This is a genomic window from Streptococcus oralis (assembly GCF_019334565.1).
GTDB classification, from domain to species: domain Bacteria; phylum Bacillota; class Bacilli; order Lactobacillales; family Streptococcaceae; genus Streptococcus; species Streptococcus oralis_CR.
This window is the reverse complement of sequence record NZ_CP079724.1, coordinates 1,381,981-1,394,564: the sequence shown is the minus strand read 5'-3', so window position 1 is coordinate 1,394,564 and position 12,584 is coordinate 1,381,981. Positions and strand designations below refer to the sequence as shown.

Genomic DNA, 12,584 nt, shown 5'->3' with positions numbered 1-12,584 from the left:
ATATGCTATAATAGAGAGTAAAAAACTTTGAAAGAAAGAAAAAGATGAATTTAAAAGATTATATCGCAACGATTGAAAATTATCCTAAGGAAGGTATTACCTTCCGTGATATCAGCCCTTTGATGGCAGATGGAAATGCTTATAGCTACGCTGTTCGTGAAATTGTTCAGTATGCAACTGATAAGAAAATCGACATGATCGTGGGCCCAGAGGCTCGTGGATTTATTGTTGGCTGCCCAGTTGCTTTTGAGTTGGGAATTGGCTTTGCACCTGTTCGTAAACCAGGGAAATTGCCACGTGAAGTCATTTCTGCTGACTATGAGAAAGAGTACGGTATTGATACCTTGACCATGCATGCTGATGCGATTAAGCCAGGTCAACGTGTTCTCATCGTAGATGATCTTTTGGCAACAGGTGGAACTGTCAAAGCAACCATTGAGATGATTGAAAGACTTGGTGGAGTTGTAGCCGGTTGTGCCTTCTTGATTGAGTTGGATGAGCTTAAAGGCCGTGAAAAAATCGGAGATTACGATTACAAGGTACTTATGCATTATTAATGAAAAACAGTCCTTGGGGCTGTTTTCTCTTCATCTGCTATATAAACAAACTATAGCTAGTTAGAGAAAAACTATAATTGAAAACTATATCTTCTTGCAGTATAATAAAAGGACTAAGTGTTTGAGATTTGACTTCAAACACATTCAATTATTTCTAAAAGAGTACAGTTAGGAGAAGGTTATGCCGATTAGAATTGATAAAAAATTGCCAGCTGTTGAGATTTTACGGACAGAGAATATCTTTGTCATGGATGATCAACGTGCGGCCCACCAAGATATCCGTCCCTTGAAAATTTTGATTTTAAACCTAATGCCCAAAAAAGTGGTCACAGAGACCCAGTTGTTACGGCATTTAGCAAATACTCCTTTGCAATTGGACATAGACTTTCTCTATATGGAGAGCCACCGTTCCAAGACGACTCGTGCAGAGCATATGGAGACTTTTTATAAAACTTTTCCTGAAGTCAAGGACGAGTATTTTGATGGGATGATTATCACAGGGGCTCCGATTGAGCATTTACCATTTGAGGAAGTGGACTATTGGGAGGAATTCAGTCAGGTGCTTGAGTGGTCCAAGACGCATGTTTTTTCAACCCTGCATATCTGTTGGGGTGCACAAGCAGGTCTTTATGTTCGCTATGGCGTTGATAAACACCAGATGGAGCAGAAATTGTCAGGCATTTACCCGCAGGATACCTTGAAAGAGGGCCATCTTCTCTTTCGTGGTTTTGATGATAGCTATGTAGCTCCCCATTCTCGTTATACAGAAATCTATAAGGAAGAGATATTAGGAAAAACCAATCTGGAAATCCTGTCAGAAGGTCCTGAGGTTGGGGTTTCTATCCTGGCTAGTCGGGATCTTCGTGAGATTTATAGTTTTGGTCATTTAGAATATGACCGTGATACTCTAGCAAAAGAGTATTTTCGTGATTGTGAGGCAGGACTTGATCCTCACATTCCGGAAAATTACTTCAAAAATGATGATGTGAATGAGACACCGTGTCTCTGTTGGTCTTCATCAGCTGCCCTCTTTTTCAGTAATTGGGTTAACTATGCCGTTTATCAGGAAACTCCTTTTGACTGGAAAAAGGTAGAGGACGATGCAGCTTCATTTGGATATTTATAAGAGGAATTATGACATATTTTGACGCTTTTAAATCAGGGAACTTGGTTTTGCCAAGTGCCCTGCTCTTGCATTTTAAGGAACTCTTTCCTTCCAGCGAAGATTTTCTCGTCTGGCAATTTTTCTATCTACAAAACACCACAGCCTTAGGAGATGTTTCGCCTAGCCAGATTGCTGAAATCATTGGGAAAGAGGTGGCAGATGTCAACCAATCCATTTCGAATTTGACTGAAAATGGTTTGCTACAATATCGGACCATTGAACTAAATGGGGAAATTGAGCTGATTTTTGATGCTAGTTTGGCTTTTGAACGCTTGGATAGCTTGCTAGACAACCAAACTCCAGATACAACTGCCCCCAACCCGCAGAATCAATTGAAGGATCTGGTTGAAACTTTTCAGCAAGAATTGGGACGCTTATTAACACCATTTGAAATCGAGGATCTTTCTAAGACTGTCAAAGAAGATGGAGTTAGGGCGGATTTGATCAAGGAGGCTCTCCGAGAGGCCGTTCTCAATGGCAAGCCAAACTGGAAATATATTCAGGCAATCCTACGAAACTGGCGCCATGAAGGCATCCAGTCTGTTGCCCAAGTAGAGGCCAAACGAGCAGAGCGAGAAGCCAACAATCCTAAACAAGTTCAAGCTTCAGCTGATTTTCTCGATGCCATGAATTTGTGGCAAGATTAGTCGCTTGAAAAATCTTGAAAATTAGAGTAAGGTTTGCAAGCTCTTTATAAATATGATAAAATAATAGAAAATAAAATGAAAAAAGAGGTATGTGAAATGTCACGTAAACCATTTATCGCTGGTAACTGGAAAATGAACAAAAATCCAGAAGAAGCAAAAGCATTCGTTGAAGCCGTTGCCTCCAAACTTCCTTCATCAGACCTTGTTGAAGCTGGTATCGCAGTTCCTGCACTTGACTTGACAACTGTTCTTGCTGCTGCTAAAGGAACTAACCTTAAAGTTGCTGCTCAAAACTGCTACTTTGAAAATGCAGGTGCTTTCACTGGTGAAACAAGCCCACAAGTTTTGAAAGAAATCGGTACAGACTACGTTGTGATCGGTCACTCAGAACGCCGTGACTACTTCCACGAAACTGACGAAGACATCAACAAAAAAGCAAAAGCAATCTTTGCAAACGGTATGCTTCCAATCATCTGTTGTGGTGAGTCACTTGAAACTTACGAAGCTGGTAAAGCAGCTGAATTCGTAGGTGCTCAAGTATCTGCTGCTTTGGCTGGATTGACTGCTGAGCAAGTTGCTGCATCCGTTATCGCTTATGAGCCAATCTGGGCTATCGGTACTGGTAAATCAGCTTCACAAGACGATGCACAAAAAATGTGTAAAGTCGTTCGTGACGTTGTAGCTGCAGACTTTGGTCAAGAAGTTGCTGACAAAGTTCGTGTTCAATACGGTGGTTCAGTTAAACCTGAAAACGTTGCTTCATACATGGCTTGCCCAGACGTGGACGGTGCCCTTGTAGGTGGTGCGTCACTTGAAGCTGAAAGCTTCTTGGCATTGCTTGATTTTGTAAAATAATTTAAGTTATTCCAGACAGTCTGCTAAGACTGTCTTTTTTTTAAAGACTGTATATTTTTCTTAAATTATCAGTCAATTACAACTTTTTTAATATGGGTTAATTTTCTTGCTTTTGTCTACTAGGAGTAGTATACTGAGATAGTAATCAATAAATATGGTTGCAAAAATAATATTATGAGGTGATCAATATGGTTGAATTGAAAAAAGAAGCAGTAAAAGACGTAACAACATTATCTAAAACAGCGCCAGTAGCATTGGCAAAAACAAAGGAAGTATTGAACCAAGCAGTAGCAGACTTGTATGTGGCTCACATTGCCCTTCACCAAGTTCACTGGTATATGCGTGGTCGTGGTTTCCTCGTATGGCATCCAAAAATGGATGAATACATGGACAGCCTTGATGGCTATCTTGACGAAATCAGTGAACGTTTGATCACTCTTGGTGGCAAACCTTACTCAACTTTGACAGAATTCCTTCAACACAGTGAAATCGAAGAAGAAGAAGGAGAATTCCGTAACGTTGAAGAAAGCTTGGAACGTGTTCTAGCGATTTACCGCTACCTCATTGCTCTTTTCCAAAAAGCTTTGGATGTGACAGATGAAGAAGGCGATGATGTTACAAACGATATCTTTGTTGGGGCTAAGGCTGAACTTGAGAAAACAGTTTGGATGCTTACAGCAGAACTTGGACAAGCTCCTGGTTTGTAAAATATAGTTGCTACCCCTTTTATCATGAGGTATCTGATAAGTGCCCATGACCAATCATCTTTTAAAAGTCATGTAACTGTAAACAGTTGCATGATTTTTTTGTTTGCTGGACTTAGGACACATTGTCAAAAGTAGGATTTTACGGTATAATAGTTGCTGTTCAATAACATATGAATTTTAAAGAATAATTGTTAGTTTAAGGAGGACTTATGAACAACTTACCAAATTGCCCAAAATGTAATTCAGAATATGTCTACGAAGACGGAAGTCTCTTGGTCTGCCCAGAGTGTGCCTATGAGTGGAATCCTGCAGAAGTTGCAGAAGTAGAAGAAGGTGTTGTTGCTATCGATGCTAATGGAAATAAATTGGCTGACGGTGATACTGTAACCCTCATCAAGGATTTGAAAGTAAAAGGTGCGCCAAAGGATTTGAAACAAGGAACTCGTGTTAAAAATATCCGTATCGTAGAAGGTGACCACAACATCGACTGTAAGATTGATGGTTTTGGAGCTATGAAACTCAAGTCAGAATTTGTTAAGAAGATCTAGCCATGAAAATGAACCTGAAATTTATCTTTTATAGCCGTGTGCTCTTGTTCTTAGCGGCTTTCACAGGAGTTTACCTAGAGATTACCAAGCGAGGTGGTTTTGGTATGCTCCTTTACTACACAGTGCTATCCAATCTCTTGGTAACAGTTTTTACAGCTTACCTGCTTTATGTGATGAGACGATCTGGTGAAAATTGGCAAAGTCAGCGTCTACTCCGTCTCAAGGGCGGAGTTACCATGAGTATCATGATTACTTGTGTCATTTACCATTTTATGTTAGCGCCGATAGCGACTGATTTTTACCGTTTGGAAAATTTCCTCTGTCACTATATCGTTCCACTTTGGTTTCTAGCTGATACCTTATTATTTGATAAGCAAGGTCAATACAAGATCTGGGATCCAGTATTGTGGACCATCTTGCCCTTGGTTTACATGCTTTTTGCCCTTTTTAATGGCTTAGTATTGAAACTACCGGTACCAAATTCCAAGGTTAGTCCTTTCCCTTATTTCTTTTTAGATGTGGCTAAAGGTTGGGACGTGGTTATTAAATGGTGTTTGATTATCTTTGTGGCCTATATGGTTGCAGGATTTATCTTCTACCTGATCAAGCAATTCAAGCGAAAATAGTCTTCCTGTAAAGGAAATTAGGACGGAGTCCCTATGTCAGTTGGGCTCCTTCTTTTCTTGCCATATCCTATAAAAAAAGATATGATAGTGAGAGAAAAAAACAGAAAGAGAATCCATGAAACAATATTTAGAACGGGCTAGCATTCTAGCCCTCTCCCTCGTTTTGATTACTTCCTTTTCCATCTCGAGTGCTCTACCAGCTATGTTTGACTACTATCAGGGCTATCCCAAAGAACAAATTGAGCTTCTCGTTAGCCTCCCTTCTTTTGGGATTATGATCATGCTAGTCTTAAATGGGGTTTTGGAACGTTTGTTGCCTGAACGTCTTCAGATTAGTCTGGGCCTTGTCATCCTCTCTATCGGTGGAACAGCTCCCTTCTGGTATCAGGATTATAACTTTGTCTTTGCTATGCGGATTTTATTTGGTTTGGGTGTGGGGATGATTAATGCCAAGGCCATTTCCATTATCAGTGAACGCTATCACGGAAAGACACGGATCCAGATGCTGGGTCTCCGCGGATCAGCAGAGGTGGTTGGTGCTTCGATTTTAACTCTAATGGTAGGTCAACTCCTTTCCTTTGGATGGACAGCGACCTTTTTAGCTTATAGTGCTGGATTTTTAGTGTTGATCCTTTATCTGCTATTTGTCCCTTATGGCAAAGAAAAGAAAGAGACTAAGAAAAAAGAGGTTGAAAGCGCTCGTCTGACAGGACAGATGAAAGGCTTAATTTTTCTATTGGCTGTCGAAGCAGCAGTTGTTGTCTGCACCAATACAGCTATCACCATTCGTATTCCTAGTCTGATGGTGGAAAGAGGTCTAGGGGATGCCCAGTTATCGAGTTTGATTTTAAGTATCATGCAGTTGATTGGTATCTTGGCAGGTGTGAGTTTTTCTTTCTTTATCTCTCTGTTTAAAGAAAGGTTGCTCCTTTGGTCAGGTATCACCTTTGGATTGGGTCAGATTGTGATTGCCTTGTCTCCGTCATTGGGTGTGATGGTAGTTGGAAGTGTTGTGGCAGGTTTTGCCTACAGCGTAGCCTTGACCACTGTCTTTCAGATTTTATCGGAGAGAATTCCAGCCAAGCTCCTTAATCAAGCAACTTCCTTCGCAGTGTTAGGATGTAGCTTTGGTGCCTTTACCACACCATTCGTTTTGGGGGCTGTCGGCATGATAACTCAGAACAGTATGATGATTTTCACCATTCTAGGACTCTGCTTAATCGCGACCTCTATATTTGTGATGTTTGTACTACAAAAGAAAGCTTAGGATTGATTCCTAGCTTTTTCTTTATCACTTCTGTACCCAGACAATTTGTGTTCTTTGAACTTGTTTGCAGGATTATTTCTTGATAAAATAGAAGTTATGACAAGATATAAAGCAATCATTTCCTATGACGGGTATGCCTTTGCTGGTTTTCAGCGCCAGCCTCATGCGCGGAGCGTTCAAGAGGAAATCGAAAAAACCTTAACGAGACTGAATAAGGGGCAAGCCATCGCTGTTCACGGTGCTGGTCGGACGGATAGTGGGGTTCATGCTCTTGGTCAGGTCATCCACTTTGATCTCCCCTATCAGATGGATGAGGAGAAGCTTCGTTTTGCTCTGGATACCCAATCTCCTGAAGATATCGATGTAATCTCGATGGAGCTTGTGGCGGATGATTTTCATTGCCGCTATGCAAAACATAGCAAGACCTATGAGTTTATCGTGGATAGAGGGCGTCCCAAAAATCCTATGCGCCGTCACTATGCCACTCACTTTCCTTATCCGCTCAATGTGGAACGCATGCAGATGGCAATCAAAAAATTAGAGGGAACCCATGATTTCACCGGTTTTACAGCCTCTGGGACTAGTGTGGAGGACAAGGTTCGCACCATCACAGAAGCGAGTTTAACAGTCGATGAGACAGGTCAGTTTTTAACCTTCACCTTTTCCGGTAATGGATTCTTATATAAACAGATTCGTAATATGGTGGGGACTCTTCTCAAAATCGGCAACAACCGCATGCCAGTTGAGCAGATTGACTTGATTTTGGAGAAGAAAGATAGGCAACTTGCTGGTCCCACTGCGGCACCAAATGGCTTGTATTTGAAGGAGATTCGATATGAAGAATAATCGTATTTTAGCACTTTCTGGGAATGATATTTTTAGTGGTGGAGGTCTGTCAGCTGATTTGGCTACCTATACCTTGAATGGCCTGCATGGCTTTGTAGCAGTGACTTGTTTGACGGCCTTGACCGAAAAGGGCTTTGAAGTCTTTCCAACTGACGATGCCATTTTTCAACATGAATTAGATAGCTTGCGTGATGTGGAGTTTGCAGGGATTAAGATTGGCCTTCTCCCTACTGTCAGTGTGGCTGAGAAAGCCTTAGACTTTATCAAGCAACGTCCAGGAGTGCCTGTGGTATTGGACCCCGTTTTGGTCTGCAAGGAAACGCACGACGTGGCTGTTAGTGAGCTCTGCCAAGAGTTGATTCGTTTTTTCCCTCATGTCAGTGTGATTACGCCAAATCTTCCTGAAGCAGAATTATTGGCTGGTCAGGAAATCAAAACTTTGGAAGACATGAAAGCTACAGCGCAGAAATTGCATGATTTAGGAGCGCCAGCAGTCATTATCAAGGGAGGCAATCGCCTCAGTCAGGACAAGGCTGTGGATGTCTTTTATGATGGACAAACTTTTACTGTTCTAGAAAACCTAGTCATTCAAAGCCAAAATGCTGGTGCAGGTTGTACCTTTGCCTCAAGCATCGCCAGTCACTTGGTTAAAGGGGATGAACTTTTACCAGCAGTAGAGAGCTCAAAAGCTTTCGTTTACCGTGCTATTGCACAAGCAGATCAATATGGAGTAAGACAATATGAAGCAAACCAAAACAACTAAAATCGCCCTTGTATCCCTTTTAACCGCTCTTTCAGTAGTCCTAGGTTATTACTTGAAAATTGGAACGCCAACAGGAATATTGACTCTCTTGGACGCAGGTATTTTCTTTACTGCCTTTTACTTTGGCAGTAAAGAAGGAGCTGTCGTTGGAGGACTAGCAGCTTTTCTGCTTGACCTTCTATCAGGCTATCCACAGTGGATGTTCTTTAGCTTGGTAAACCATGGCTTGCAAGGATTTTTTGCAGGTTTTAAAGGGAAATGGCAATGGCTGGGCCTAGTCTTAGCTACTATCGTCATGGTAAGTGGCTACGCTCTGGGCTCAACCCTAATGAATGGCTGGTCAGCAGCCTTACCAGAAATTCTTCCAAACTTCCTGCAAAATACCTTGGGAATGGTTGTGGGGTTTGTAGTCTTTCAGAGTGTTAAGAAGATAAAATAAAAAAGTCAGCTTCAACAGCTGACTTTTTGCTTGTCTCTAAGTTTAATCAAAATAAAGCAAATCTTTGCTGGTGCTTGTAAAGAGGTCAAAGCCATCCTTGGTAACAACACCGCAATCTTCGATACGAACACCGACCTTACCAGGGATATAGATGCCTGGTTCAACAGAGAAGCACATGCCTTCTTCGATGACCATGTCATTTCCTTCCATGATAGAAGGGAATTCGTGGACATCCATACCGATACCGTGACCAAGACGGTGGTTGAAGTACTCGCCGTAACCGGCTTTTTCGATGACTTCACGGGCGGCGCGGTCCACTTCATGAGCTGTTACACCTGGCTTGATAAAGTCAAGGGCAGCTTGTTGGGCTTCAAGGGTTAAGTTGTAAATATCCTTCTTGAACTGGTCTGGTTTGCCGACAGCTACTGTACGAGTCATGTCTGAGGCGTAGCCATTAACCATAACACCGAGGTCAAAGAGGAGAAGGGCGTCTTTTTCGACCTTGTTTGCACCAGGAATTCCGTGTGGATTTGCAGCATTATCACCAGTCAATACCATGGTATCAAAACTCATTTCATAGCCTTCACGTTTCATGGCAAAGTCGATTTGTGCAATGATATCTGTCTCAGTCTTATCAAGAGAAATATTATCAAAACCAACTTTGACCGCCTTGTCGGCATAGAGACCTGCAACCATCATTTTTTGGACTTCGTCAGCTGATTTGATGAGGCGCATGCGTTGGATGCGAGGAGTGAGGTTTTCAAACTCAGCAGTTTCAAAGACAGTTTTCAGACCATGGTATTTGGTCAAGATGAGATTGTCAAACTCAACAGCGACACGTTTGAAGTCAAGTTGAGGCAAAGCGTTTTTGATTTTTTGCCATGGATTTTCAGAATCCACATATCCGACAACTGGGAAGGAAACGGTGCTACTCGCACGTTCTACTTCAAGGGCTGGGACAAAGAGGAGAGGTTCCTGATCTGCTAGAACAAATAGGAACATTTGGCGTTCATGGGGATCACTGTAAAAGCCAGTGAGGTAATTGATAGTGACGGGGTCAGATACGACAGCGACGTCTAGTTTTTCTGATTCAAGATATGTTACGATTTGTTGTAATTTAGACATATGCTACCTTCTTTCTACCCCTCTATTTTGGCAAAAAATGAGAGAAATTGCAAGGGGGAAGGGTAAAAGAACAGGCAAAAAGAACCCCGACAAGATAGGGGAGTTCTTTGATCTATTTTTCCTTAGTTTAGGTAAAGTCAGCCTTGCTTTTGACGTCGCTGTATTCTTCAGCGATTTCTTGGCTGAGAATGTCCTCATAGGCAGGGAGTTGGATGTCCTGTCCGTATTTTTTCTTGAGTGCAGTAGTGACTAGGCGATAAGCCAGATTGGCATTACGAGAGAGGATAGGTCCGTGGAAGTAGGAACCAAAGACATTCTTGTAATGAACTCCTTCGCCGACCTTTTCTTCGTTGTTTCCATTTCCATAGACAACCAGTCCCAGTGGTTTTTGGTCATCTGAGAGGAAGGTACGGCCCTGGTGATTCTCAAATCCATAATAGGTTTCATCAAATTCGTCATTATGAATCTTGATGTCACCGATAAAGCGGTTATTGGTCTGGTTGAGGGTGTAGTGGCCCATGACTCCTAGCCCTTCGATGCGTTTCCCTGAAGCTTCAACATAATATTGCCCCAATAGTTGGAAACCACCGCAGATAGCGAGAACTACTCCGTCGTTTTGGATGTAGTTGTCAATGCTCTCTTTTTTAGCAGGTAGGTCTCCTGCAATAATACTTTGTTCAAAGTCTTGACCCCCACCGAAAAAGGCGATATCGTAGTGATTTTCGTCAAAGTCATCATGGAGAGAAACGATGTCAACCGTTACATGAGCCCCCAGCTTTTCAGCTACATACTTGAGCATGAGGATGTTTCCATTGTCCCCGTAGGTATTCATGAGGTTTCCATAGAGGTGGGCGATGTTGAGCTGATAAGGGTAGTTGCCAGCTTTTGAGGAAAGTGAAGTATAAACCATCAGTTCATCTCCTTTCTAACAATCTGACGACTAGCCAGCAGTTCGCGGAATTCAAGCATAGCAGTATAGGTAGCCAGGATATAGGCATGCTTACAATCTTGGTTCTCAATGGTCTTGAGAACTTGTTCCAGATTGCTTGTTTCAGTGATTTTCTCAGCTGGATAGCCTGTCACTCGTAGACGACGCGCGATTTCAGAATGACGAACACCACCAGCGTTGATTTCAGGAATGTCCATGTCAGTGATTTGTTCAAAGTCAACATCCCAGATCCAGCTGGTGTCAATCCCATCAGCATAGTTGGCATTAAGAAGAACAGATAAACTAAATGGATAAGGCGCTAGTTTGATCATCTCGATAGCTTGGGTAGCGCCAACAGGATTTTTAATCAAGACGAGAGTACATTCTTTATCACCGATATGGAAGGTTTCCTGGCGTCCAAAGACAGCACGGCTCTTATCAAATCCTTGCTTGATCCGTTGCGAATCAGCCCCGAGAAAACGGGCGATGGCAACCGCAGCAAGAGCATTGTAGATATTATAGAGTCCACCGATTTGAATGCCGTATTCTTGCCCGTCAATGACAAAGCGGGAGCGATTGTTGCTCAACTCAACCAGTTCTGTCAAACGATAGTCTAGATCAGGACGTTTGCAGCCACAATTTTCACAGATATAGGCCCCCAAGTTGGCATAGGTATTGTGCTCATATTTGAGAATGCCTTGACAGTCAGGACAGAGGATTCCTTCGGTATTGTAGTGAGCTAGTTTGGCTGGTCCTTTTTCCAAGTCAAAACCAAAATACTGTACTGGGTTTGGAATAGCTGGTTTGTAGAAAAGTGGACTGTCACCATTGAGGAGAACAGTAGCCGTAGGCACCTTACGAATGGCATCCAAAATCATGTTATAAGTCGTGTAAATCTCACCATAGCGATCCATCTGGTCACGGAAAATATTAGTGATGACAAAAAGGCTAGGATGGATGTAGTCACAGATACGAGAAAGACTGGCCTCGTCAATTTCTAGAACGGCAATGTTTTTTCCAGTTTTAGAAGATTTGGCAGTCAAGAAAGTTGTCGTAATCCCTGTAATCATATTGGCACCGCTTGGATTGGTCAGAACCTGACCATAAACTTCTTTTAAAATGCCGACAGTGAGGGCAGTTGTTAGGGTTTTTCCATTGGTTCCAGTTACCACGACGATCTCGTAGTTCTTCGCTAGATGTTGTAAAATATCTTTATCAAATTGAAGGGCGAGTTTTCCTGGGAGCGTGCTTCCACGGCCAAGACGGCTTAAAACGAAGTGGGAAGAACGCCCAGCAAGAAGGCCCAAAGTAGTTTTTAATTTCATGTTTCTATTATATCATAAAAGAGGGAAAAGACAGTTTTGAGATTTCGCAGAAACAAAAACAGCCCTAAGAGGGCTGTGAGTGATTAGTTCTGAAACCAAGTTGCGATTGGGAAGTCATTTTGCTTCAGTTCCAGTTTTGTTTTGGTTAGAAGTTGCCCATTTTCTAAGGAATACAATAACAAATGTTGATTGGTTACGACTAATACCTTGTTTGTCAAACTTGTATCGATGTGTATTATCTCTTCGGTAGAGTCAGGTAAATCTTTTCTGACATTGATTAGATAGCTAGATTCATCAGAGAGATTGACAATAGATAAGGCGCAGCGATCATTTCCATCCGCCTCATGTTTTACAATCAAACGATCCTCTTTCGGTGTTTTATAAAGAAGATTTGGATTGTCCTCTGGTAGCGTGATGAAGTGCTTCTCTTTGCTAGACAAGTTCATAACAAGTATGCGATTGTCTGGATCTTTAGAGAAAGTTTCTGTATTTCGGGTATAAGCAACACTACTGTAATAATTGTCACCGATTAATTCAGAAGACGTCAACATTTCAACGATCTTTCCTTCGCTTGTCAGAGGTGTGCGAGACAATTCTTTTAGTTGATCATTTTCGTCCAATTCAACTAAATAACCATCGAACACTAAAGCGGATCGTTGACGGGACTCATCATGAAATCCCAGACCGAGGTAGAGGCGATTCCCTCTTCCATGAAACTGGATTGGAAAGGAAGTGGATTCGGAGAATGTTTTCTGAGTGATCAGCTTTCCCGAGATATCAAACATA

The 12,584-nt window shown here is 42.0% G+C and carries 15 protein-coding genes; 11 read left to right on the top strand and 4 right to left on the bottom strand.

The window, feature by feature from the left end; genetic code table 11:
* Positions 1-44 precede the first annotated feature (44 nt).
* From KX728_RS06880 to KX728_RS06830, 11 genes are all read left to right on the top strand, one after another.
* The gene (locus tag KX728_RS06880; protein ID WP_001049316.1) at positions 45-557 is read left to right on the top strand and encodes an adenine phosphoribosyltransferase; all 513 of its coding nucleotides are present in this window, start codon (positions 45-47) and stop codon (positions 555-557) included.
* 181 nt (positions 558-738) lie between these two features.
* Positions 739-1,683 (top strand): homoserine O-acetyltransferase MetA, encoded by a 945-nt coding sequence (gene metA / locus KX728_RS06875; protein WP_215804447.1) that lies wholly within the window; start codon positions 739-741, stop codon positions 1,681-1,683.
* Between the two features lie 8 nt (positions 1,684-1,691).
* The gene (locus tag KX728_RS06870; RefSeq protein ID WP_215804448.1) at positions 1,692-2,369 is read left to right on the top strand and encodes a DnaD domain-containing protein; all 678 of its coding nucleotides are present in this window, start codon (positions 1,692-1,694) and stop codon (positions 2,367-2,369) included.
* Between the two features lie 96 nt (positions 2,370-2,465).
* Positions 2,466-3,224: a triose-phosphate isomerase gene (gene tpiA / locus KX728_RS06865; protein ID WP_049490291.1), complete on the top strand. Its 759-nt coding sequence runs from the start codon at positions 2,466-2,468 to the stop codon at positions 3,222-3,224.
* Between the two features lie 188 nt (positions 3,225-3,412).
* Positions 3,413-3,931: a Dps family protein gene (locus tag KX728_RS06860; RefSeq protein WP_215804449.1), complete on the top strand. Its 519-nt coding sequence runs from the start codon at positions 3,413-3,415 to the stop codon at positions 3,929-3,931.
* A gap of 209 nt (positions 3,932-4,140) precedes the next feature.
* A complete protein-coding gene (locus tag KX728_RS06855; protein WP_001061600.1) occupies positions 4,141-4,479 on the top strand; it encodes a zinc ribbon domain-containing protein YjdM in 339 nt (112 codons plus the stop codon).
* A gap of 2 nt (positions 4,480-4,481) precedes the next feature.
* Entirely contained in the window at positions 4,482-5,105 is a 624-nt protein-coding gene (locus tag KX728_RS06850; RefSeq protein ID WP_215804450.1) for a Pr6Pr family membrane protein, read from the top strand.
* Between the two features lie 115 nt (positions 5,106-5,220).
* Positions 5,221-6,372, top strand: coding sequence for an MFS transporter (locus tag KX728_RS06845; RefSeq protein WP_215804451.1), 1,152 nt, complete (start codon positions 5,221-5,223; stop codon positions 6,370-6,372).
* A gap of 96 nt (positions 6,373-6,468) precedes the next feature.
* Positions 6,469-7,218, top strand: coding sequence for a tRNA pseudouridine(38-40) synthase TruA (truA, locus tag KX728_RS06840; protein WP_215804452.1), 750 nt, complete (start codon positions 6,469-6,471; stop codon positions 7,216-7,218).
* On the top strand, positions 7,208-7,981 hold the full coding sequence (locus KX728_RS06835) for a bifunctional hydroxymethylpyrimidine kinase/phosphomethylpyrimidine kinase (RefSeq protein WP_215804453.1): 774 nt from the start codon (positions 7,208-7,210) through the stop codon (positions 7,979-7,981). Before truA ends, KX728_RS06835 begins: the two co-directional genes overlap by 11 nt.
* Positions 7,959-8,420 (top strand): ECF transporter S component, encoded by a 462-nt coding sequence (locus KX728_RS06830; RefSeq protein ID WP_215804454.1) that lies wholly within the window; start codon positions 7,959-7,961, stop codon positions 8,418-8,420. The genes KX728_RS06835 and KX728_RS06830 overlap by 23 nt, the downstream gene beginning before the upstream one ends.
* Positions 8,421-8,462: 42 nt before the next feature.
* Here the strand turns inward: KX728_RS06830 and KX728_RS06825 are convergent, their stop codons facing one another.
* The 4 genes from KX728_RS06825 to KX728_RS09375 form a co-directional block, all read right to left on the bottom strand.
* Positions 8,463-9,545 carry a M24 family metallopeptidase gene (locus KX728_RS06825; RefSeq protein WP_215804455.1) on the bottom strand — a complete coding sequence of 361 codons (1,083 nt, stop codon included), beginning with the start codon at positions 9,543-9,545 and terminating at the stop codon, positions 8,463-8,465.
* Positions 9,546-9,672: 127 nt separating this feature from the next.
* Positions 9,673-10,455 (bottom strand): lipid II isoglutaminyl synthase subunit GatD, encoded by a 783-nt coding sequence (gene gatD / locus KX728_RS06820; RefSeq protein ID WP_215804456.1) that lies wholly within the window; start codon positions 10,453-10,455, stop codon positions 9,673-9,675.
* Positions 10,455-11,798, bottom strand: a complete 1,344-nt coding sequence (murT, locus tag KX728_RS06815; protein WP_215804457.1) for a lipid II isoglutaminyl synthase subunit MurT — start codon at positions 11,796-11,798, stop codon at positions 10,455-10,457. Before murT ends, gatD begins: the two co-directional genes overlap by 1 nt.
* A gap of 83 nt (positions 11,799-11,881) precedes the next feature.
* Entirely contained in the window at positions 11,882-12,583 is a 702-nt protein-coding gene (locus KX728_RS09375; protein WP_223335588.1) for a hypothetical protein, read from the bottom strand.
* Position 12,584: the final 1 nt, after the last annotated feature.

Excerpts from the sequence above, each read along its gene's own strand:
- KX728_RS06880 (WP_001049316.1), top strand. The coding sequence starts at position 45 with ATGAATTTAAAAGATTATATCGCAACGATTGAAAATTATCCTAAGGAA.
- metA (WP_215804447.1), top strand. The coding sequence starts at position 739 with ATGCCGATTAGAATTGATAAAAAATTGCCAGCTGTTGAGATTTTACGG.
- KX728_RS06870 (WP_215804448.1), top strand. The coding sequence starts at position 1,692 with ATGACATATTTTGACGCTTTTAAATCAGGGAACTTGGTTTTGCCAAGT.
- tpiA (WP_049490291.1), top strand. The coding sequence starts at position 2,466 with ATGTCACGTAAACCATTTATCGCTGGTAACTGGAAAATGAACAAAAAT.
- KX728_RS06860 (WP_215804449.1), top strand. The coding sequence starts at position 3,413 with ATGGTTGAATTGAAAAAAGAAGCAGTAAAAGACGTAACAACATTATCT.
- KX728_RS06855 (WP_001061600.1), top strand. The coding sequence starts at position 4,141 with ATGAACAACTTACCAAATTGCCCAAAATGTAATTCAGAATATGTCTAC.
- KX728_RS06850 (WP_215804450.1), top strand. The coding sequence starts at position 4,482 with ATGAAAATGAACCTGAAATTTATCTTTTATAGCCGTGTGCTCTTGTTC.
- KX728_RS06845 (WP_215804451.1), top strand. The coding sequence starts at position 5,221 with ATGAAACAATATTTAGAACGGGCTAGCATTCTAGCCCTCTCCCTCGTT.
- truA (WP_215804452.1), top strand. The coding sequence starts at position 6,469 with ATGACAAGATATAAAGCAATCATTTCCTATGACGGGTATGCCTTTGCT.
- KX728_RS06835 (WP_215804453.1), top strand. The coding sequence starts at position 7,208 with ATGAAGAATAATCGTATTTTAGCACTTTCTGGGAATGATATTTTTAGT.
- KX728_RS06830 (WP_215804454.1), top strand. The coding sequence starts at position 7,959 with ATGAAGCAAACCAAAACAACTAAAATCGCCCTTGTATCCCTTTTAACC.
- KX728_RS06825 (WP_215804455.1), bottom strand. The coding sequence starts at position 9,545 with ATGTCTAAATTACAACAAATCGTAACATATCTTGAATCAGAAAAACTA.
- gatD (WP_215804456.1), bottom strand. The coding sequence starts at position 10,455 with ATGGTTTATACTTCACTTTCCTCAAAAGCTGGCAACTACCCTTATCAG.
- murT (WP_215804457.1), bottom strand. The coding sequence starts at position 11,798 with ATGAAATTAAAAACTACTTTGGGCCTTCTTGCTGGGCGTTCTTCCCAC.
- KX728_RS09375 (WP_223335588.1), bottom strand. The coding sequence starts at position 12,583 with ATGTTTGATATCTCGGGAAAGCTGATCACTCAGAAAACATTCTCCGAA.